The organism is Streptomyces sp. CA-106110, from assembly GCF_050936285.1.
GTDB lineage: Bacteria > Actinomycetota > Actinomycetes > Streptomycetales > Streptomycetaceae > Streptomyces.
The window spans coordinates 8,502,418-8,523,164 of sequence record NZ_JBNJNB010000001.1 but is presented as its reverse complement, the minus strand read 5'-3'; the positions used below and the strand labels follow the sequence as shown (position 1 = coordinate 8,523,164).

Annotated in this window: 22 protein-coding genes; 14 read left to right on the top strand and 8 right to left on the bottom strand. The window is 71.8% G+C overall.

What is annotated here, in order from left to right; translation table 11 throughout:
* Nucleotides 1-95 precede the first annotated feature (95 nt).
* A complete protein-coding gene (locus tag ACQEXA_RS39340; protein ID WP_433132403.1) occupies nt 96-926 on the bottom strand; it encodes a helix-turn-helix transcriptional regulator in 831 nt (276 codons plus the stop codon).
* Nucleotides 927-1,235: 309 nt separating this feature from the next.
* Here ACQEXA_RS39340 and htpX point away from each other — a divergent pair, with 309 nt between their 5' ends.
* Nucleotides 1,236-2,159, top strand: a complete 924-nt coding sequence (gene htpX, locus ACQEXA_RS39335) for a zinc metalloprotease HtpX (protein ID WP_433132401.1) — start codon at nt 1,236-1,238, stop codon at nt 2,157-2,159.
* Nucleotides 2,160-2,165: 6 nt separating this feature from the next.
* A complete protein-coding gene (pspAB, locus tag ACQEXA_RS39330) occupies nt 2,166-2,750 on the top strand; it encodes a PspA-associated protein PspAB (RefSeq protein WP_359388846.1) in 585 nt (194 codons plus the stop codon).
* 18 nt (nt 2,751-2,768) lie between these two features.
* On the opposite strand, the gene ACQEXA_RS39325 is transcribed toward pspAB, so the two are convergent.
* A complete protein-coding gene (locus ACQEXA_RS39325; protein ID WP_432926862.1) occupies nt 2,769-3,038 on the bottom strand; it encodes a hypothetical protein in 270 nt (89 codons plus the stop codon).
* Nucleotides 3,039-3,298: 260 nt separating this feature from the next.
* On the opposite strand from ACQEXA_RS39325, the gene ACQEXA_RS39320 reads away from it, so the two are divergent.
* On the top strand, nt 3,299-4,024 hold the full coding sequence (locus tag ACQEXA_RS39320) for an alpha/beta hydrolase (RefSeq protein ID WP_433132399.1): 726 nt from the start codon (nt 3,299-3,301) through the stop codon (nt 4,022-4,024).
* A gap of 104 nt (nt 4,025-4,128) precedes the next feature.
* On the opposite strand, the gene ACQEXA_RS39315 is transcribed toward ACQEXA_RS39320, so the two are convergent.
* Entirely contained in the window at nt 4,129-4,635 is a 507-nt protein-coding gene (locus ACQEXA_RS39315) for a hypothetical protein (RefSeq protein ID WP_432926868.1), read from the bottom strand.
* 153 nt (nt 4,636-4,788) lie between these two features.
* Between ACQEXA_RS39315 and ACQEXA_RS39310 the strand changes: the two genes are divergently transcribed.
* Nucleotides 4,789-5,982, top strand: coding sequence for a winged helix DNA-binding domain-containing protein (locus ACQEXA_RS39310; RefSeq protein ID WP_432926870.1), 1,194 nt, complete (start codon nt 4,789-4,791; stop codon nt 5,980-5,982).
* Between the two features lie 85 nt (nt 5,983-6,067).
* Here the strand turns inward: ACQEXA_RS39310 and ACQEXA_RS39305 are convergent, their stop codons facing one another.
* Nucleotides 6,068-6,376 carry a hypothetical protein gene (locus ACQEXA_RS39305; RefSeq protein WP_359388832.1) on the bottom strand — a complete coding sequence of 103 codons (309 nt, stop codon included), beginning with the start codon at nt 6,374-6,376 and terminating at the stop codon, nt 6,068-6,070.
* A gap of 163 nt (nt 6,377-6,539) precedes the next feature.
* Here ACQEXA_RS39305 and ACQEXA_RS39300 point away from each other — a divergent pair, with 163 nt between their 5' ends.
* A complete protein-coding gene (locus tag ACQEXA_RS39300) occupies nt 6,540-6,899 on the top strand; it encodes an arsenate reductase family protein (RefSeq protein ID WP_432926872.1) in 360 nt (119 codons plus the stop codon).
* Between the two features lie 134 nt (nt 6,900-7,033).
* Nucleotides 7,034-7,729, top strand: a complete 696-nt coding sequence (locus ACQEXA_RS39295) for a hypothetical protein (protein ID WP_432926874.1) — start codon at nt 7,034-7,036, stop codon at nt 7,727-7,729.
* Between the two features lie 2 nt (nt 7,730-7,731).
* On the opposite strand, the gene ACQEXA_RS39290 is transcribed toward ACQEXA_RS39295, so the two are convergent.
* Nucleotides 7,732-8,598, bottom strand: coding sequence for an alpha/beta fold hydrolase (locus ACQEXA_RS39290; RefSeq protein ID WP_432926876.1), 867 nt, complete (start codon nt 8,596-8,598; stop codon nt 7,732-7,734).
* A gap of 68 nt (nt 8,599-8,666) precedes the next feature.
* On the opposite strand from ACQEXA_RS39290, the gene ACQEXA_RS39285 reads away from it, so the two are divergent.
* The 5 genes from ACQEXA_RS39285 to ACQEXA_RS39265 all read left to right on the top strand — a co-directional run bounded on the left by ACQEXA_RS39285 (nt 8,667) and on the right by ACQEXA_RS39265 (nt 14,477).
* Nucleotides 8,667-9,143: a MarR family transcriptional regulator gene (locus ACQEXA_RS39285; protein ID WP_432926878.1), complete on the top strand. Its 477-nt coding sequence runs from the start codon at nt 8,667-8,669 to the stop codon at nt 9,141-9,143.
* A 202-nt stretch (nt 9,144-9,345) separates the two neighbouring features.
* A complete protein-coding gene (gene glnII, locus ACQEXA_RS39280) occupies nt 9,346-10,374 on the top strand; it encodes a glutamine synthetase (RefSeq protein WP_432926880.1) in 1,029 nt (342 codons plus the stop codon).
* A 475-nt stretch (nt 10,375-10,849) separates the two neighbouring features.
* A complete protein-coding gene (locus ACQEXA_RS39275; RefSeq protein WP_432926882.1) occupies nt 10,850-11,485 on the top strand; it encodes a winged helix-turn-helix domain-containing protein in 636 nt (211 codons plus the stop codon).
* A gap of 93 nt (nt 11,486-11,578) precedes the next feature.
* Nucleotides 11,579-12,589, top strand: a complete 1,011-nt coding sequence (locus ACQEXA_RS39270) for an NAD-dependent epimerase/dehydratase family protein (RefSeq protein ID WP_433132397.1) — start codon at nt 11,579-11,581, stop codon at nt 12,587-12,589.
* 349 nt (nt 12,590-12,938) lie between these two features.
* Nucleotides 12,939-14,477, top strand: coding sequence for a DUF1996 domain-containing protein (locus ACQEXA_RS39265; protein ID WP_432926886.1), 1,539 nt, complete (start codon nt 12,939-12,941; stop codon nt 14,475-14,477).
* Between the two features lie 96 nt (nt 14,478-14,573).
* Here ACQEXA_RS39265 and ACQEXA_RS39260 read toward each other — a convergent pair whose 3' ends face one another.
* Entirely contained in the window at nt 14,574-14,996 is a 423-nt protein-coding gene (locus tag ACQEXA_RS39260; protein WP_432926888.1) for a hypothetical protein, read from the bottom strand.
* A 189-nt stretch (nt 14,997-15,185) separates the two neighbouring features.
* Here ACQEXA_RS39260 and ACQEXA_RS39255 point away from each other — a divergent pair, with 189 nt between their 5' ends.
* The 3 genes from ACQEXA_RS39255 (at nt 15,186) to ACQEXA_RS39245 (ending at nt 18,669) form a co-directional block, all read left to right on the top strand.
* Nucleotides 15,186-15,689 carry a tetratricopeptide repeat protein gene (locus ACQEXA_RS39255; protein WP_432926890.1) on the top strand — a complete coding sequence of 168 codons (504 nt, stop codon included), beginning with the start codon at nt 15,186-15,188 and terminating at the stop codon, nt 15,687-15,689.
* A 189-nt stretch (nt 15,690-15,878) separates the two neighbouring features.
* On the top strand, nt 15,879-17,819 hold the full coding sequence (locus ACQEXA_RS39250; protein ID WP_433132395.1) for a hypothetical protein: 1,941 nt from the start codon (nt 15,879-15,881) through the stop codon (nt 17,817-17,819).
* 160 nt (nt 17,820-17,979) lie between these two features.
* On the top strand, nt 17,980-18,669 hold the full coding sequence (locus tag ACQEXA_RS39245; RefSeq protein ID WP_432926894.1) for a TetR/AcrR family transcriptional regulator: 690 nt from the start codon (nt 17,980-17,982) through the stop codon (nt 18,667-18,669).
* 6 nt (nt 18,670-18,675) lie between these two features.
* Here ACQEXA_RS39245 and ACQEXA_RS39240 read toward each other — a convergent pair whose 3' ends face one another.
* Both ACQEXA_RS39240 and ACQEXA_RS39235 read right to left on the bottom strand, forming a co-directional pair.
* The gene (locus ACQEXA_RS39240) at nt 18,676-19,032 is read right to left on the bottom strand and encodes a 5-carboxymethyl-2-hydroxymuconate Delta-isomerase (protein WP_359406444.1); all 357 of its coding nucleotides are present in this window, start codon (nt 19,030-19,032) and stop codon (nt 18,676-18,678) included.
* Nucleotides 19,033-19,060: 28 nt separating this feature from the next.
* Entirely contained in the window at nt 19,061-20,680 is a 1,620-nt protein-coding gene (locus ACQEXA_RS39235; RefSeq protein WP_433132393.1) for a SpoIIE family protein phosphatase, read from the bottom strand.
* Between the last annotated feature and the right edge of the window lie 67 nt (nt 20,681-20,747).

The window sequence follows — 20,747 nt, the reverse complement described above, 5'->3', positions numbered from 1 at the left end:
CCGCAAAGGGGCCCGGCCTCGTCACATGTCGGGCCCCATGGGGCCGGGAACCCCAGCTCCCACCCGGTAGGGGGCCGGCCCCCGGCCCACACCGGTCAGTCGACGAGCCGACGCAGGGCCTGCTGCGACGCCGACCCGGGCTCGACGGTATACAGGCCAAACGTCTGATCTGCCTCCCCCATGGGCGTGAACGCCTCGAAGCCGAGTGTCAGCTCCCCCACCTGCGGATGCCGGTATCGCTTGACCCCGTGCTTGGGCAAGAACACGTCGTGGTCCGCCCACCACCGGCGGAAATCCTGGTCCGCCGCCGACAACTCGTTCACCAGCTGGACCAGCTGCGGGTCATGCGGATGATGACTGGCATACAGGCGCAGCATGCCCACGATCTCCCGGGCCGTCTCGTGCCAGTCGACATACAGGTCACGGGCCGCCTCGTTCAAGAACACATACCGCGCCATGTTCCGCTCCTTGACCGGCAAGGCCTCGAAATCGAGATACAAAGCACGGGCCGGACGATTGGTGGCCAAGACATCCAGACGGTGCCCCAACAACAACGCCGGCACCTCGCTGATGTTCTCCAACGCCCGGACCAGCCCGGCCCGCGCCTCCTGCTCCGCCACTGCACGCGGCTGTCGCCCGATCGCCTCAGCCAGCGCGAACAAGTGGTCCCGCTCCGCCTCGTCCAACTGCAAAGCCTGGGCCACAGCCCGCAACACCGATTCGGACACGCTCGCGCTGCGCCCCCGCTCCAGCCGCACGTAGTAGTCGACACTCACCCCCGCCAGCTGGGCCACCTCCTCACGCCGCAATCCCGGCACCCGACGCGCACCCGGCATCGGACGAATCCCCGCCTGCTCCGGCGTGATATGAGCCCGCCGGGTCCGCAAGAACTCCCGAAGATCAGCCTGGGGGCCACGCTCAGTCATGAACGCCACACTATCCGCGCCCGTACCACACACCCCCAACCCCAGCTCACGCCCCGCACAATCCATCAAGACGGCACCCCCGCCGGACGCCGCAACGATCTGCGGGCGCCGTCGAACACGTAGCCGCCGACCATCGGGTAGGACGGCTCGACACCCCAGGCGTCCCCCCGCCGGGCAGTGGCTCTTCACCCTTCACGGGCACTCTTTGCCTGCCGTGGGGTCGTTCGGGACCGGTCCATGGGCGGGACCGGGCGCACAATGGGTGGTGGGACGAGTGCCTTACCGACGGGTACTGCGGGGTGATGCAGAATGCAGAGCCGGTTCCGGAGCGATCGGCGGCTGACCGTGCGGATGACGGTCACGCTGTTCCTGCTCGGATTGCTGTACGTGGCGTTCGTCGCCGCGTTGATCGTGCTGCTCAAGTCCTGGGTGCTGGTCGTCGTGATCGCGGCGCTGGTGCTCGGCGCACAGTACTGGTTCTCGGACCGGATCGCGCTGTACGCCATGCACGGGCGGATCGTGGAGCGTGAGGAGTATCCACAGCTGCACGGTGTGGTCGACCGGCTGTGCGCCGTGGCCGACATGCCCAAGCCACTCGTGGCGGTGTCCGGCATGGATATGCCCAACGCCTTCGCGACCGGGCGCAACCCCGACCACGCCGTGCTGTGCGTGACCACCGGGCTGCTGCGGCGCCTGGAACCCGACGAGCTGGAGGGCGTGCTCGCGCACGAGCTGTCGCACGTGGCGCACAAGGACGTCGCCGTGATCACGGTGGCGTCGTTCCTGGGAGTGATCGCCGGGCTCGTGACCCGGTTCGCCTTCTACTCCGAGCTCTTCGGCGGGCGCGGACGCAAGGACCAGAACACCATCGTCGTCTTCGGCGCCATCATGGGGATCTCGGTACTGGTGTACGCGATCAGTTTCCTGCTGATCCGGGCCCTGTCCCGGTACCGCGAGCTGGCCGCCGACCGCGCGGCCGCCTTCCTGACCGGCCGCCCTTCGGCGCTGGCCTCCGCGCTGACCAAGGTCACCGGGGACATCGCCCGTATCCCGACGAGGGATCTGCGGACGGCGCAGGCCTTCAACGCCTTCTACTTCACGCCTGCTTTCGGTGCCGAGCCGGGTCTCTCCCGTCTCTTCTCCACCCACCCGACCCTCGAGCAGCGGCTGGAGCAGCTCGGCCGTATCTCGGCGGAGCTGGGCGAGGCGGCGACGCCGGGAAAGGCGGGCTGAGCGCACATGGGGCTCCTGGACATCCTGCTCGGCCGCACCAAACCGGTGGCGCCCGACCTCGACCGGCTCTTCGCTCTGCCGTCGGCGGCGATCACGCTCCAGGCGGCGGCCGGGTTCACCCCGACCGGAACCGGAGCGGTCTGCTTCGCCACCGTGGAGGGCGGCGCCTTCGCCGAGATCAACCGTGAGGTCCAGGCGCTTCTGGATTCGGACACCGACCGCAGCGGGCCGCCCGTGGAGCTCCAGCGGGACGACTACGGGTACTCCTGGCTGGTGTCGCGCCGCGACCCGGAGCAGCTGCCCGCCCTGGTCAACGATCTGCACGCGGTCAACAGCGCGATGGAGGTCAATGGATTCGGGCCGCAGCTGCTCTGCTCGGTGGCCGGCTTCCAGGACGAGCGGGGGCGGCAACTGGGCCTCGTCTATCTGTACAAACGCGGCACCTTCTACCCGTTCGCGCCGCTCGCCGGGCAGCGCGAGCGGCGCGACAACGCGCTGGAACTGCAGGTCAAGGCGGCGCTCGGCGACGATCTGCAGATCGAGCAGGACCTCGGCCGCTGGTTCCCCATCTGGGGCGCGCCCGGTCTGTGAACGGGCGCGCCGGATCGGTTACTTGGACTTGCCGCGTTCCTGACGGCGGTGCTCGAAGGGACGCTCGCGGCGGTAGCGGCGCTCCCACTTGGCGTGCAGGTCACGGCGCTCGCGGTACTCCTGGTAGCTGGCCGCTGCTCCCGGAGGGCCGCCCGGCGAGGACGCCGAGGAGCCGCGCCCGTACTGCGCGTACAGGAAGAGCAGAACGGCGGCCGCGAGCCACCAGGCGTGGTTTCCGAACCCCAGGATGACGAGGACGACGATTCCGGCGATGACGATGGTGCCCATGACGGGCCTCCGTGAGCGTGGGTGATGAGAGGTGGTGCAGGGGATACGGCGGGGCGCTGGGGGAGGGCGGCCGCCGTCGGTGCGTAGAGAGTAGCCCCGGGTCCACCGGGTGACGCCGGTCCGGCGGAAAGCGGTGGTGGGCGGCTCCGGAACGCATGTCCAGCGTACGGACGCGGTCACCCCGAGTGCATCCCCTTTTCCTGCGGCCCGAGTTCGGCGAAACACGCAACGTGGCGCCCCGGCCGTGCATGAATGGGCCCATGATCGAGCTCTCCTCCTTCGACCACCGGCACGACGACGAACGACTCAGCGGTGTGTACGCCGACAACGGCGGCTGCCCGGACGCGGCCACCGCCGTGCTGCTGCACGGAGCGGGCAACGGCAGCTCACAACGGCTGTTGCCGCTGCTGGAGGAGTTCGTGGCACACGGCCGCCACGGTCTGGCCTTCGACTTCTCCGGGCACGGCGAGAGCACGGGCCGCCTGGCCGAGTCGAGTCTGCGCAGACGCTTCGAGCAGGCGGTCGCCGTGATCGACGCCCGGACACCGGCGGACGGCCCGCTGGTCCTGGTCGGGTTCAGCATGAGCGGGCAGACGGTCGCGGACCTCGCGCGGCACTACGGGCGGCGGGTGGTGGCGATGGGCCTGTGCGCGCCCGCCGTCTACGCCCCGCAGGCCTGGCCGCTCCCGTTCGGTGACGGGACCGGACGCTTCACCGAGATCCTCCGTACCCCGGGGAGTTGGCGCGAGGCTCCTGCGCTCCCGGTGCTGCGGGCGTACACGGGACGGGCGGTGCTGGCGGTGCCGGGCACCGACGACGTGATCCCGGTGGAGGTGACCGAGGCGGTGGCGGCGGCGCTCGCCACGAACTCCGCGTTCACCCGGCTCGAGCTGCCCGGCGCGGACCACCGGCTGGGGCTGTGGTTCCGCGAGCACGCCGGGGATCGCGGACGGTTCGTGGACGCCGTCCTGGCCGGCGCGGTCTAGGCGAGGGCCCGGGCGCGGACGCGTGGGCCGGGGGCCCGAGCGTGGGGCGCGCGGGCCCGGGGGCCGCGTGCCGAGGCGCGGTGCGTGGGGGCCGGTCACCGGCATCAGTACCGCACCGCGCGGGCGACCGAGGTGGTGACCTCGCCAGGGAGTTGGCGGTTGCTGAGCGCGGTGGCGTTCTTCGAGCCGTGTGCGGGCACGTCGTCGACCGTCACGACCACCGTGTCGAGCAGGTTGCCGTGGCTGTCCTTGAAGTTGACCTGCACCGCGTAGGTGCGGGCATCGGAGTTCGGGTTGGTGACGGAGAGCGGCGCCGCCTTCCGTCCGTCGGACCCGGCGGAGACCGCGCCGAGCCTGACGTCGCCCTTGGCGTGCACACCGCCCTTGATCTGGTCCAGTTTGCGGCTCGCCTCGGCGCTCGCGGACGCCAGCACGGACGAGGCCTGCGACGACAGTGAGGAGGCCGCGGAGGCGGCTGCGGAGGCCTTCGACGCGGCCTGCGACGCGGTGCCCGAGGCGACGCCGCCGCCCGAGCAGCCGCAGAGCACGGCGGCAGCCGCCAGGACCACCGCGAAGCCCCGCACCGCGTCCCGTACTCCGTGTCGTGCCATCGCTGCTCCCGTCTTCGCGTGATGCCTTCAGTCAAGGCCGGTCGGTGCACCACCGCATGCGGGGCGCGGCACTTCGGGTGACGGGTCGCCGCGACGGGCCGGCTTCCGGAAGGATGGGCGCAATCCGTACGGGGCGGGTCGGTGGGAGGCGGAGTGGGCGGTCGGCAACGGCACATCGGAGTGGAGGAGCGGCGGGCCCGGCTCGCGCTCCGGCACCGGCCGGCCGCCCAGGCGCGGGCCAAGACCCCCGAGGAGGTCGCCGGATCGCTGGTCGCGCTGCACGGCACCGACCCCGCCACGGTGTACCTGGCGATCGGGGCCCGGCTCGCGGACGCGGGCGGGACCGTGCCGGAGGTCGAGCGGGCGCTGTACGAGGAACGGACGCTGGTGCGGATGCACGGTATGCGGCACACCGTGTTCGTGTTCCCGACCGGACTGGCGGCCGTGGTGCACGCGTCGACGGGACTGGCGATCGCGGCGAAGGCGCGAGCCGGGCTGGTCAAGGACATGGTCACCGGCAGCGACGGTCGGCTGACGGCACAGTGGCTCACGGAGGTCGAGGCGTCGGCGCTGGCCGCGCTGGCCCGCCGCGGGCAGGCGACGGTCGGCGAACTCACCCGGGACGAGCCGCGGTTGAAGGAGCGGTTCACCTACGCCGCGGGCAAGAGCTACGAGAGCCCGCACACGGTGTCGTCCCGGCTGATGCGGGTGCTCGGTGTCGAGGGCCGGGTGGAGCGCGGGCGTCCGCTGGGTGCGTGGACGTCGTCGCATTTCCGCTGGGCGGTCGCCCCGCCGCACCCCGAACTGCCGCCCGCCGAGGCCCAGAGCGAGCTGCTGCGCCACTGGCTGGCGGCCTGCGGCCCGGCCACCGAGGCGGACCTCAAGTGGTGGACCGGGTGGCGGGTCACGGATCTGCGCCGGGCACTGAGCGCGATCGGCGCGGTTGCGGTGACCGTCGACGGCGGGGCGACGGCGTATGTGACGGCCGGCGACGAGGAGCCCGCGGCGGCCCCGGAGGAGCCCTGGGCAGCCCTGCTCCCCGGTCTCGACCCCACGACGATGGGCTGGCAGGAGCGCGACTGGTACCTGTCCCCCGGTCTGCGCCCCGCGCTGTTCGACGGCAGCGGCAATGTGGGACCGACGGTGTGGTGGAACGGCCGTGTGGTCGGCGGCTGGGCGCAGCGCCCGGGTGGCGAGGTGGTGTGGCGTCTCCTGGAGACGGCGGACGTGGGGCAGGAGGCCCGGGCGGCCGTCGAGGAGGAGGCGGCCCGGCTGTCCGCCTGGCTCCGGGACACCCGGGTGACACCGCGCTTCCGGACACCCCTGGAGAAAGAGCTGTCCGCCTAGCGGCACTTCTCGGCACGGCAGGCCCGAGCGACCTGAGTGCGGCGACTTCGGGCGCCCATGACGAGCGGGCGCCCGAAGTCACGGCTCAGCGGCTGTACCGCATCAGCGCCCGCACCATGTGACAGGTGGTCTCCGACGGCGGATGCACCCCGATCCGTTCCGCGGTGCTCCGTATCGTCTCGTTGCGCGCCTGGTTCGGCATGTACACCCCGGAGTCGAGCAGGGCGATCGCAAGGCGCATCGCCTTGAGGCGCCGGTTGTGCGTGACGTACCACTCGCGCGGCCGTCCCGGAGGGAGCGGGCGCTTGTCCAACGGTGCGTAGGGCAGGTCCAGCGGGACCGGCCTGCGGGCGGTGGACTGGGTCGGCTTCGGCTTGGTTGCGGCAGCGGGCACGGGCATCCTCCTGTCGCGGTCTGGGAGTCGTGGTGAACTCCACCGACTCCCTCGAACACTGCTTCTATTCTACTGCCGCCCACTGACAAAAGCCGCTGGCCACAAGGGCTTTGGGCAGGGTGCGGCATGGGTGACCAGAGGGGTTTCGGCTACCGTGCGTGCCATGGAGATCTGGATCAACCCGGCCTGTTCGAAGTGCCGCAGCGCCATCAGCCTGCTCGACGCCGAGGGCGCCGACTACACCGTGCGCCGCTATCTGGAGGACGTCCCCACCGAGAACGAGATCCGCGCCGTGCTCGAGCGCCTCGGCCTCGAACCCTGGGACATCACCCGCACCCAGGAGGCGGAGGCCAAGGAGCTCGGCATGAAGGAATGGGCGAGGGACGCGGCACAGCGCGACCGCTGGGTGCGTGCCCTCGCCGAGCACCCCCGGCTCATCCAGCGGCCGATCATCACCGCCGACGACGGCACAGCCGTCGTGGGCCGCACGGAGGAGGCGGTGCGGGACGCTCTGTCGCGCTGAGCCCAACTCCCCTGTGACCTACGTTACTTCCATGACTCCTGTGACTGCTGAGTAACAGCGTTCGGTATCCCGTACCTAGCGGCGTACCTATCGCATCCGGCCGCCGTGGAGGCGGCCGGGAACAGGAGGCGCGCATGTCGCGTAGGAGGACTCTCAGTCCCAAGAAGAAGATCGCACTGGCGGTCACCGCCGTCGCCGTGGCCGGCAGCGGGGCCTTCGCCCTCGCGGCCACCTCGAACGCGGCGAACGTGCAGAACGCGTCCAACTCGACGGTCTGCAAGGGGCTGGCCACCGCGCTCGGCAACAACGAGTCGTTCATCGCCGGGCAGAAGGCCAACCCGGACGCCCAGTCGGCGGCGCGCATCGCCAACCGCGAGGCGGTCATCGCCCAGATCAAGGTCCAGCAGCAGGCGTCGGGCTGCCAGGTCGGCGAGTCCGTTCAGGCGGGCGGGGCGGCTCAGCCCGGCGGTGCCGCACAGGCCGGGGGGTCGGCTCAGGACCCCCAGGCCTCGCAGGGCGCCGGCGCCGCACCCGCGACGACGGCACCCGCCGGCAACGGGGGCAACGCCGGGAACGTATCCGGCCAGCAGGTCTGCAAGGGCTCGACCGTGACACTCTCCGGCGAGGCCGGCGCCCCCGCCGCGTCCAGCAACCAGTTCCCGGCCGGCACGAAGCTGAAGGTCACCAACCTGGACAACAACAAGTCCACGACGGTGACGGTCACTTCGGTCTCCGGCAGCTGCGTGCTGCTCAACAACGCGGCCTTCGAACAGGTCCGCGAGCCCGGCAAGTTCCTGATCCGCCGGGCCGTGATCGAGAAGGTGGGGTGACCTCAGCCGCCCAGGAACTCCAGGAGGCGGCGGTTCGTGGCCGCCGGGTTGGTGTACGGCAAGGCGTGGTGAGAGACGTCCGGCAGGACCGCGGTCTCCACGTCCGGCAGCAACTCGGCGGCACGGGCGGCCACCTGGCGGGGATCATGGGTCCTGCTGCTCGCCGCCACGAGCAGCAGGACCCTTGTGCGCAGCGAGCGCAGCGCGGCGGCGCTCGGGCGCGGTCCCGTCACCGGCCTGGCCGCCGGGAAGCCGGCCGTCGTCTCCTGGAGCCGCAGCCACGCCGCGGCGTGCGGCACCCCGCCCGTCTCCCACTCGAGGAAGGCCCGGATCCGGCGCGGGGAGGGGCGCAGCAGCATGGGCAGAGCGTGCAGCAGGTACCCGGCCCGGAACCCGGCGAAGCACCCGGTCGGGTCCAGCAGGGCGAGCCGGGTGACGCGGTCCGGCGCGTGCAGCGCGTAGTGGAGGGCGATCCAGCCGCCGTACGAGTGCCCGGCCACGGCGGTGGAGCCGATGCCCAGCCCGTCGAGGACCGCGTCGAGCCAGGCGGTCAGATCGTCGACGGTGCGCACCGGCCGCCGCGGGTCCGGGACGCTGCGGCCGGGATCGCCGATCAGGTCGACCGCGTGGACACGGCAACTGCGGGAGAGGGCGGCCGCGTTGGCGTACCAGGACACGGCGGTCGCGCGGCCACCCGGCAGCAGGACGAGCGGTGGAGCGTCGGCGGGGCCGCAACTGGTCACCCGTGTGCGGCCGTAGGGAGTGGGGACGCTGCTCTGCCGGGTGTCGGCGGGCCACTCGGCGAGCACCTCGTCGTAGGCCGCGTGGAAGTCCGCCGGGCCAAGGGTCTCGTACACAGAGGAGTCCATGGGCACCTATTCTCTCGCTGAGCGAGATACTTGGCCAGCGAGATAACAGGACCTCTTCGGGAGCGGACATGGCGGACCGTGCACACCAGGGACCCGAGATGGAGATCGTCCATCTCCTGCGCGCGGTCGCCGTCGAACTCGGCCTGCACAGCGCCCGGTTCGCCAGCCTCAACGGCATGCACCCGACCGACGTACGCGCCCTGATCGCCCTCATGGACGCGTCCCGCGCGGGCCAGGACATGACGGCGGGCCGCCTCGGTGCGCTCCTCGGGCTCAACTCCGCCGGCACCACGGCCCTGGTCGACCGGCTGGAACGGCTCGGGCATGTACGGCGGGTACGCGACGGTCGCGACCGGAGGCGCGTGCTCGTCGAGGTCGACGAGCGGGCGGTGGAGCTCGGCCAGGAGTTCTTCGGGCCGCTGATCGGGCAGGCGGTGGAGTTGCTGAAGGGGTACGACGAGCGGGAACTGGCGGCCGTGCGGGGCTTCCTGGACGGCGTCCGGAAGGCGGCCGCGGACCAGGGCCGCCCCACCGCCTCCGGCTGACGCCGAGCCCCTCGCGCCGCCCCGGGAAGGGATGAACGGGCCACCCGGCCGTTCGGGTGCACACGCCCCGGGTAACACGGGGTTCACACATGGGCAACGGCCGGGAAATCGCCTGTTGACAAGCTGCCGCGCAGCAAGCGCGGCGCCCCCGGTGCCGCGGCACCCGCAAGTGCGCCTAGACCCACCCCGAAGGATGAGGCCCGTGACCTTCAAGGCTGAGTACATCTGGATCGACGGCACCGAGCCGACGGCCAAGCTCCGTTCCAAGACGAAGATCCTGGGCGACGACGCCAAGGGTGCGGAGCTGCCGATCTGGGGCTTCGACGGGTCCTCCACGAACCAGGCCGAGGGCCACGCCTCGGACTGCGTGCTCAAGCCGATCTTCTCCTGTCCCGACCCGATCCGCGGCGGCGACGACGTGCTGGTGCTGTGCGAAGTGCTCGACACGGACTTCACCCCGCACCCGTCCAACACGCGTGCCGCGCTGGCCGAGGTCGCCACGAAGTTCGCCGCGCAGGAGCCGATCTTCGGCATCGAGCAGGAGTACACCTTCTTCGACGGCACACGTCCGCTCGGCTTCCCCGAGGGCGGCTTCCCGGCCCCGCAGGGCGGCTACTACTGCGGTGTCGGCGCCGACGAGATCTTCGGCCGTGAGATCGTCGAGGCGCATCTGGAGAACTGCCTCAAGGCGGGCCTGGGCCTGTCCGGCATCAACGCCGAGGTCATGCCGGGCCAGTGGGAGTTCCAGGTCGGCCCGCTCGCCCCGCTCGAGGTCGCGGACCAGCTGTGGGTCGCCCGCTGGCTGCTGTACCGCACCGCCGAGGACTTCGGCGTCTCCGCCACCCTCGACCCGAAGCCGGTCAAGGGCGACTGGAACGGCGCCGGCGCGCACACCAACTTCTCGACCAAGGCGATGCGCGAGGGCTACGACGCGATCATCACCGCGTGCGAGGCGCTCGGCGAGGGTGCCAAGCCGATGGAGCACGTCAAGAACTACGGCGCCGGGATCGACGACCGCCTGACCGGCCTGCATGAGACCGCCCCGTGGAACGAGTACTCGTACGGCGTCTCCAACCGCGGCGCCTCGGTCCGCATCCCCTGGCAGGTGGAGAAGGACGGCAAGGGCTACATCGAGGACCGCCGCCCGAACGCCAACGTCGACCCGTACGTGGTGACCCGCCTGCTCGTCGACACCTGCTGCTCGGCGCTGGAGAAGGCGGGCCAGGTCTGACCGGCGCACCGCACGGCTCCCGAGGGGGCGCCCGCCGTTCGGCGGGTGCCCCCTCGCGCTGTGGCGGCCGTCCGCAGAGTGGGACGGCCTCCCGGGCACATCACTCCGGGCCACTCCCCCGGCCGCGGCGAACTCCTGGTCGGAGGGGGTGGGCGGCGTCGGGCTCACGTCAGGGGGCTGTCCGATGCGTGAGAGAAGCCTCCTGCGGAGCGCCCCGGTCTGCTTCAATGGGCCCATGACCGGCATCCAGAAGTACACCGCGACAGGTCGCCCCGACCTCGAGCCCTTCTGGCCTTCCCGTCAGCACCACGATTTCGACCGGGTGTGTTGTCGCGCGCGGAACGCGCGGGCCCTCTAAAGCCGTACACCCCGGCCTTCGGCCAGCGCGCACGACGTACGTCCTCGACGACCCCGACCACGAACTCGCGGTCGTCGGCCTCCCCGACGATTTCTCGCGCGAAAGAGCTGACCTCTCATGGCGACTCCTCGTTCTCTGCCGTCCGCCGCCCTCGACACCCCGACCGCCCCCTCGCCCGGCTCCGCGCGACACCGGCTGCGCGCCGTCGACCGGGACGAGGACTGGGTCCTCCCCCACTCGAACCCGGCCGAGAGCCCGGGGAACGACGTGGCGGCCCTGCTGCCTCCGGGCGCCACCTGGCTGCCGGCGCCCCAGCACTTCCTCCCGGCCCTGCCGGGGCAGCCGCCGATGATCGGTTACCTGGTGCTGGTCCCGGCCGACCGGCCGCAGCCCGTCCTGCCGTACGCGGTGCCCGGCCACCCGGAGGCCGCCCCGGCCGACGAGCGCGACGACGGCGGCGACGGACTCGTCCGCGTCGACACCGAGCAGCGCACCGCCGAAGTGGACGGGCGGCCCCTCGACCTCACCTATCTGGAGTTCGAACTGCTCGCCCATCTGGTCGCCCATCCCCACCGGGTGCACACCCGGGACCAGTTGGTGACCACGGTGTGGGGCTACGGCCATGTGGGCGACGGGCGCACCGTCGACGTCCATGTCGCCCGGCTGCGCCGCAAGCTCGGCGCCAGGCACCGCAGGGCGATCCAGACGGTGCGGCGCGTGGGCTACAAGTACGCGCCGTCGACGGGGCACTGACTCCCGCAGGGCCGGCCGCCCGCAGGTGGCGGGCCGTCTGCTGTCGGCAGACTCCCGTTCCGTCCGGCGCTCCGAGCGGGCACAGTCACGGGCATGAGACTTCTGGTGCTGGGTGGTACGGAGTTCGCGGGCCGGGCTGTCGTCGAGGCGGCGGCCGGGCGCGGCTGGGATGTGACGGTCCTGAACCGGGGGCGGCACACGCCGGTCCCCGGGGTGCGGTCGCTGCGCGGCGACCGCACCGCGCCCGGCGGGCTCGCCGCCCTGGCCGAGGGCGGCGAGTGGGACGCCGTCGTGGACACCTGGTCGGCGGCGCCGCGCCCCGTGCGGGACGCGGCCCGGCTGCTGCGGGGCCGCGCACGGCGGTACGTCTATGTGTCGAGCTGCTCGGTCTACGCATGGGCACCGCCCGCCGGGTACGCCGAGGACGCGCCCCTCGTCGAGGGCGCGGAGCCCGGTGCGGACCGCACCGACTACGCGCGTGACAAGCGGGGCGGTGAGCTGGCGGCGGTCGAGGCCTTCGGCGCGGACGGCTCCCTGCTGGTGCGGTCCGGGCTGATCCTCGGGCCGTACGAGAACATCGGCCGCCTGCCCTGGTGGCTCACCCGTATCGCGCGGGGCGGCCCCGTGCTGGCGCCCGGTCCGCGGGAGCTGCCGCTGCAGTATGTCGACGTCCGCGACCTCGCCGAGTGGCTCCTCGGCGCGGTGGAGCGGGAGCTGAGCGGGCCGTACAACCTGATGAGCCCGCAGGGGCACGCCACCATGGGCGAACTTCTGGACGCCTGTGTACAGGCCACCGGCGCTCAGGCCGAGCTGCGCTGGACGGACCCCGACGTGGTCCTCGGCGCGGGCATCGAGCCGTGGACCCAGCTGCCCGTGTGGATGCCCCCGGGCAGCGAGGGACACGGCGCCCTGCACGGCGCGGACGTATCGCGTGCCGTCACGGCGGGACTGCGCTGCCGCCCCGTGACCGAGACGGTCGCCGACACCTGGAGCTGGCTGAAGGCCCTCGGCGACGGCGGTGCCCCGGGCCAGGCTCCGCAGCGCGCGGACCGGCCCCGGGTCGGGCTGGACCCCACCGTGGAGGCGAAGGTGCTGGGCCTGTGATCGTCACCGTTCCGGCCCTGGAACATACCTCCGAACTATTCGCCGAACGGGGTCCTGTGGATTTCAGCGGCGGCAATCCGCGGGTTTCTCACCGTACTCGTCCATTTGGAACACGATCGTCGAACAAGGCCGGAAACGGCGCGCTGAATTTGATTCAGAAAGGAGCGGCCTACCCCCCCTCAACTACCGCTGAAACAGGGGCCTCTGTGCCTGTTGCGCCCGAAATGACCTCACGAGGTCCCAAGTTTTTCATGAGGATTCTGAACACCCCATGGACCTCCTGCGTATGGGATGGCGCCGCTTCACCCCTGTCGGGCGCCTCGCCCCGAAAGGAAGTCAGAGGAGTTCCATGGGACGCAACACACGAAAACGCCGTACGCCGCTGGCCACCAAGGCCATAGCCGCCTCGGCTGCACTAGCGCTCGGTGGGGGCGGGCTGATTTGGGCGAACTACTACGCCTCGGCGCACGAGACGAGCTCGCAGAACAGCACCAAGGCCGCCGCCGCTCAGGTGGCCACCATCACCTGTCCGGACGTCGGTCAGCAGCTGACCAATGTGCCGAACCAGGCCCGTACCGAGGTCGACGGGGAACTGGCCAACCTCGACCGCCAGATCACGGACGCCTACCAGCGTCTGGCGACCACACGCGACGCGCAGGCGAGGGACGCGAGTTTCGTCCAGAACTCGATCCTCCAGCCGCTGAAGGAACGGCGGGCGGTGATCATCGACCGCATTCAGCTGGAGATCAACCGGGTCGGCGGCAGCGCGCCCGACAGCCTGGACGGTCTGGCCGCCTGCACCGGCACCACCGCGGGCCAGGCGGACAACACCGCCGGCCAGAACAACTCCGGCCAGCCGAACACCGGCGGCCAGCAACCGCAGCAGACCGGCAGTCCGCAGCCGACCGGCGGCCAGCAGCCGACCGGCGGTCAGAACACCGGCCAGCAGCAGGGCAACGGCGGCCAGGCCGGCAACGGCCCCGCCGCTGCCGACTTCGTCGACATCACGAAGGTCCAGCCGAACGTCGCCGCCAAGCCGCGGAAGACCCGCAGCGCCTCGAACGGCACGTTCACCACCCGATGCGGTGTGAACGCGAACAAGAACCACAACACCGACAACGTCATCGTGGCGCCCGGTGTGACCAACGGCGCGCACCACCTGCACGACTACGTCGGCAACCAGAAGGTCAACGCCTTCGCCAGCAACGACACGTTCCTGCAGGGCGGTACCAGCTGCCAGAACAGGAACGACCTGTCGTCGTACTACTGGCCGGTGGTCCGTGTCCAGGACGGCACCCAGGACTTCGACCAGAACAACGACGGCGGCGGCAAGGAAGGCAACGTCGGCAAGATCTTGACGCCGGTGCAGGCCCAGATCAAGTACGTCGGCAGCCCGACCAGCAAGGTCGTCGCGATGCCGCAGTTCCTGCGCATCATCACCGGTGACGCCAAGACCACGACCAACGGTCTGGCGAACGCCAACGCGCACTGGAGCTGCACCGGCTTCGAGAACAAGGTCCAGCTGACGACGCAGTACCCGATCTGCCCGCAGGGCAGCAACGTGGTCCGCACGTTCGCCTTCCAGAGCTGCTGGGACGGACAGAACATCGACAGCGCCAACCACCGCACGCATGTGGCCTTCGCCGACGCCAACGGCAACTGCCAGAACGGGTTCAAGGCGATCCCGCAGCTGACCATGCGGCTGGTGTACAAGATCACACCGCCGACCCTCCAGAACGGTGTGGTGAAGAATGCCTACGCGGTGGACGGCTTCCCGGAGCAGCTCCACAAACCGGCCACCGACCACGACGACTTCATCAGCGTCACGACCGGCGGCCTGGCGAACAAGATCGCCAACTGTGTCAACCGAGGACAGCGGTGCCAGTGACGCACTGAGCCGGTGACCCACTGAAGAAGGCCGGTGGCGGGAGATCCCGCCACCGGCCTTCAGTGTGTGCGCCCCGGGCGGGCGTCCGGCGCGGACTCAGCCGCTGTGGCCCGCGTGGGCGTGGTGGTCGGTACCGATCTCGACCTCGCCGCCGAGCGTGCCCCGCAGCGCCTTGACCACTCCGTCGTCGCCGACGGCGACCCACTTGCGGCCCACGAGGTAGTAACCGCCGTAGTCCTTGGCGTCGTTGATCCACTCGCGCTGCCCCCGGTCGGTGGCGAAGGTGGCGAGCACGAACTTGCCGTCGGAGTTGATGCAGATGGCCTGGCGGATCTCGTCGGCGTCCGTCTGGACGTTCGGCTTGCAGTTCACGTCCGCCGCCAGGTCCTCCAGACTGCCGGTCGCGGTCGCCGGCACCTGGTCCTGCGCCTCGCCCGAACCGCCCGTCCCGGCGCAGCCGGTCAGCACCAGCAGGGCGACGGCCGCGCCGGCCGCCAGCTTCTCGCGCGTGCACCTCATGTGTTCCTCCGGTCGTTCCGGCCCATGCCGCCAGGAGCCCTCGCGAGAGCCCTGCCCTTCCGTACGGCTGCGGCGCGCCCCGTGCTCAATGACGCCACGCCTCTCCCTCCCGGACCACGCAAATCCGGTGTCCGGACGGCACAGGTGTGCGAGGGTGAGCGGTCTGAGCACTCGGGACGAGGGGGACGCGTGAGCACACAGGACTGGGAGTCGCGTGTGGCCGCCGCCTGGGAGGGCTTCGACGACTACGCGGAGGAGGATGCCGCGGACTTCCGCGCGGTGATCGACGCCCTGGTCGCCGAGTTGCCCGACGACAGCCCGCTTGGCCCCTTCGAGCGTGCCTGTGCCTGGGACTCCACGGGACACTCGGACACGGCGGTGCCGCTGTACCGGGAGGCGCTGGCCCGCGGCCTCGACGGCTACCGCGGCCGCCGGGCGAAGATCCAGCTGTCCAGCTCGCTGCGCAACGTCGGGCGGGCCAAGGAGGGCGTCGACCTGCTCACCCCCGAACTCGACGCTCCGTCCGACGAGCTGGACGACGCCGTGCGCGCCTGCCTGGCCCTGTGCCTGTCCACCCTGGGCCGGGACCGTGAGGGCCTGTCCCTGGTCCTCGGCGCGCTCGCGCCGCATCTGCCGCGCTACCAGCGGTCGATGGCGAACTACGCGCGCCTGCTGGTCGAGCCGGACGCCTGACCGTCCCGCCCGGCCCACCGCGGTACCAGGGCCGTCGCCCTCACCACCGTGCTGTGAGGCGCGCCGACCGGCGCAATGGCCGCGATCGCGGCGGCCGGAGTCCTGCCGTTCGGGACGGTGGCGCCGCTGCCGTGGCGGGGCTGCCCCTGGCGCAGGTGACCAACCACCGTCTCACTCGTTTTGCCGGATGTGCAGCCACAGCATGTCGCCCCGCGCCGGGCCCGGACCTCAGCACCGGTCGTCGATGTCGAGCAGGCCGAGGCCGCGCTCGCCGAGCACTACCCCCGGCTCGTCCGGCTCGCCTATCTCGTGCTGCCACCGGGTCTCGGACGCAACCGGCGGGTGCTGACGGCGCATGCCCTCGCCCAGCGGGCGCTGCCCCGCCGGCGCTCCTCGTCCCTGATTCCGGCCCAGGCCACAGGTCCTTCCCATGCGCGCCGGGCCGAGGGCCGCGGCGGCGACCCCGGGTACTCCTTGCTGCGGCTGAAGGTGGTGCGGACCGCGCTGGAAGCGGGGCGGCCGCTGAAGTGGACGGCGTGGCCGAAGCGGTCGCAACTGCCGCCGCTGCTTCCCCAGGTCTGGGGCCTCAGGCTCTTCCCGCGTTCCGGCGGGGCCGACGAACTCGCCCTGGACCAGCGGCTGTCGGCGCTCTCCGGTCCGGCCCGCGCCGCCTATGTACTGCGCGGCCTCGAGCGGCTCCCCGAGGACGCGGTGCGCAGACTGCTCAAGTCGGTGGGCGTGACGGATCCGGCGGCGGCGGTCCGCGAGGCCGCCCGCGTTCCGGCCCAGGACAGGCTGCTGGACTCCCCCGAGTTCGACCCGTGTTCGCTGCAGGCGCGGCCGACCGATCTGATGCGGCGCCGGCAGCACGCCAAGGCCGCACTGGCCGCCGCGGCCGCCGCCGCGGTGTGCGGGGCGCTGTTCGCGCTGCCCAGCGGGGGCTGGGGTCAGGACGGCGCGGCCGCACCGCCGTACGCGCAGAACCCGGCCGACCAGGCCGCGCTCGACCCGGCCAAGGTGACGAAGGTGACCCCCACCGCCTGGCGGACGTCCGCACGCACCGACTTCTCCGTGTGGCCGGCGCGCGGCAACCTCACCGGCGACAGGGCTCTGCTGCGCCGCGCGCTCGCCGTCTGGGCGCGCCCCGGGGACTCCGTCCAGGTCTCGGCGACGCCCGGCACCCCCTCGGGCGCCCCGGCCGGACCGCCGCAACTGCTGTACGCCGGCCGGGTCGACGCCGCACGCGTGGTGATCTTCTACGACGGACTGCGCATCGCACGCTACGCCGAGCCCGCGAACGACACGAACGGGGCCGCGCTCGACTTCGCGCGGGTCGACGCGGCGACCGGGGCCGAGGCGGACGCCATGGTCCTGGCCCGGGCCGACGGCAACGTCCGCTATCTGACGGCCCCTTGGGTGACCGGGGCGGCCGAGCGGGACCTGCTCGATCCGTCGGCCCGGGCGACGGACCTGCGCCCGGCCGACGGGGTCACCGCGCCGCTGGCCGGACCCGCGGAGCGCACCGGTTCGTGCACGTCCTGGAACGTGCTGCAGCTGACCGACGGTTCCGGCACACGGCTGCTGACCGACCTCGGGGAGCTGACACCGGCTCACCTGACGGTGGGTCGGCCGGGCGCGACGCGGGAGGCGTCCGGGGCGGCGGAGCTGCGCACCTGGTCGCCGTTCGCCTGTTCGCTGGCGGCGGTGCGCTCGCAGGGCGTGCGCACCGTGAACGCCTGGGAGTACGCACGCCAGCCGCTGCCGGACGCGTCCGGGGCCGCCACATGGGTGTGCACCCGGGCCGACACCTGGCGGGGCGGCGGTCCACGGGTCCTCGCGCAGTTCCACACGCCGGGCGGGCGGTACGGCGCTGTCGCGGCGAAGGCGGAGGGCGTGGCCGCCTGCGGCACAAAGGATCCGCATGTGCTCGCGGGGGTGTTGTGGAAGTCGGCGGGGGGAGTCTGGTACCTGCTCGCCGCGGGAAGCGAGGACACCGCCTCGATCCGTACGACCGGCGGAGTGTCGGGTTCGGCCAAGGGCAGTCTGCTGGCGGTGCGGACGGAGCAGGGAGTCCAGGCCGGGCTGCAAGGGACGTTGGGGGACGGACGGACGATCGGCGGTCTTCGCTGAGCGCGGCACCGACGCCCTTCGCGCGCCCGCGGCCGATACCGGGAGAGCCGCTGCCGATCGGTGTGTCGCGGGCGTTCGGTGAGAGACATGTGCTGAACATGTGAAACACCGGCGCCGGTGTGGTCCGTTCGGGGCGGGATCCGATCGGTAAGGTGTTCGTATGACGACAGGGATACGCCGGAGATTGGGAGTCGAGGAGCGGCGGCAGCAGTTGATCGGCGTAGCCCTCGAACTGTTCAGCCGGCGCTCCCCGGACGAGGTCTCCATCGACGAGATAGCCTCGGCCGCGGGCATCTCGCGGCCGTTGGTCTACCACTACTTCCCCGGCAAACTCAGCCTGTACGAGGCGGCGTTGAAGCGCGCGTCCGAGGATCTGGCGGACCGCTTCGCAGAGCCGTGCGAAGGGCCGCTGGGGGCACGGCTGTTGCGGGTCATGCACCGGTTCTTCGACTTCGTCGACGAGCACGGGCCCGGTTTCTCGGCCTTGATGCGCGGCGGCCCCGCGGTCGGCTCCTCACGGACCAACGCACTCGTCGACTCCGTACGCCAGGCCGGCTATGTCCAGATCCTTGCGCACCTGGGGGTCGAGGATCCGCCCGCCCGGCTCGAATTGGTGATCCGGTCGTGGATCTCGCTCGTCGAGTCGACGGCACTGATCTGGCTGGACGGCCGCCGGATCCCGCGCCACGAGCTGGAGACCCAGCTCGTGCACGACTTCGCGGCGCTGGCGGCGGTGAGCGCCTCCCACGACGACGACATGGCCGCGCTGCTGCGCCGCGTACTGAAGGACGAGCCGGGCGACGGGCCCTTCAGTGATCTGGTCGCCCGGCTGGTCAATCTGGCGAGCTGACGGCCGTCAGCTCTCGGACTTCCGGTACGACGGCTCGAGGTCACGCACCTCGGCGGACACATGCAGCGCGAGCCCCGCGGCGGGCTTCAGATACTGCCGCAGGAGCTCCAGCGTCGTCTCGCTGAGCTTCACCTTGGTCTCTTCGGTCCGTCCGGCCAGCAGCGCCAGGGTGATGTGCACGACGGCGTGCCCGTCCAGGTCGGCGCCGACCGTGGTGTCCTCCGTGCGGCGGAACTGCGTCTTGCACGCCTCGATCCGGGCGCCCGCGATCTCGACCACCTCGGCGTGCAGCGCCGACGCGAATCCGCGCCGGTCGAAGGAGCCCTCCAGCGGTGCGGAGTAGTCGACGGTGATCTGCGGCATGGGCGCTCCTGTTCTACGGCGGATGCCCTCACCTTAGGTCCTGTCCTCCCAGCCGCAGCGCCAGCAGCGCGATGTCGTCCTCCCGGTCGCGGCCGAAACGCCCGAGCAGCGTGTCGCACAGCGTGCCGACGCCCGGCGAGGCGCCGGCGGCGGCCGTGCGCAGGTGTTCCATGGACACGGCGAGGTCCGTTCCGCGGTTCTCGATGAGCCCGTCGGTGACCATGAGCAGCCGGTCCGCGGGCCTCAGCACCGTCTCGGTGGGCGCCGGCCGGTCCAGGCCGAGACCGAGCAACGGGCCGTTGGCGCGTACGTAGTCGGCGGTGCCGTCGTCGTGCACGAGCAGCGGCGGGATGTGCCCGGCGTTGGCGATGCGCACGCGCCCGCTGTCCGGGTCGACCAGGACCAGGCAGACGGTGGCGGTGACGTCGGGGTGCAGATGCTGCAGCAGCCGGTCGAGCCGCCGGGCCAGGCTCAGCGGGTCCGGGTTCTCCACGCAGTAGGCCCGCAGCGCGTGTCGGATCTCCACCATGACGGTGGCCGCGTCCAGCGAATGCCCGGCGACGTCGCCCACCGCGGTGAGCACGCCGCGCGAGGTCGTCAGCGCCGCGTAGAAGTCGCCGCCGATCTCGGTCTGCCGGGAGGCCGGCACATAGCGGACGACCACCTCGACGCCCTGCATCACAGGCGGCTCATGGGGCAGGAAGCTGTGCTGCAGGGTGAGTGCCACATGCCGCTCCACCTGGTACATGAGCAGGGCTTCGGCGGCGAGGGCGGTGGCCTGGGCGAGCCGGGAGACGAGCGCGTCCCCCTCGGCGACCGTTCCCCGTGCGGGAACGGCGACGCAGACGGCCGGCTTGCCCTCCTGGGTGCGCGCCACCACCAGGCGCGCGTCGTCGGGTTTGCCGGGACGCAGGAACCCCGCGGGCCACAGCGGGTGCGGCACCACCGTCGTACGCGCCCCGGTGTGCTTCGAGGCGAGGCCGCGGATCAGCCGGGCCACGGACTCGTGCGCCGCGGCGTCCGGGAGCGTGGCGCGCGCCCGGGACCCGGACACGCCCCGGTGCAGTTCGCCGTCCTCGCCGAGCACGAAGACCACCGCGGGCGACGCGGTGAGCCTCGCTGCCCCCTGGGCGGCGGCCCGGACCAGTTCCGTCATGCACCGGCCCGACTGCACGGAGACGATCGTCTCGGACAGCAGGGTGAGCCGGCGCGCCAGCGCCTCGGCCCCGGTGCGCATCCTGGCGCTGCGCACGGCGGCCCGTACGACGGCCTGGATCTCCTCGGGCTCGGCCGGCACCGACAGATAGGCGTCACCGCCGGAGTCCAGCCCCCGGCAGCGCTGGCCGGGCCCGGCGGACGCGGCGGAGAAGTGCACCACCGGTAGTGCGGCGGTGGCGGGCGAGGACTTGAGCCTGCGGCACAGTTCGAAGCCGCTCATGTCCGGCAGGCCCACATCGACGAGGGCGACGTCGGGCAGGGCGCCCTTGCGCTGCCGTATGCCGAGTTCGGTCAGGGCCTCGCGGCCGCTGGCCACGGGCACGACACGGTGTCCTGCCCGGCGGAGCACGGCACCCAGCGCATAGCGGCCGTCGGCCGCGTCCTCGACCACCAGCACGGTGGGCTCGGTCTGCTTGCCGTTGCCGTCCATGTGAGCCGCTCCTCGGCGCACGGAAAAGGTGGGGCGAACCAGGAGTTCCCGGCCCGCCCCACCACGC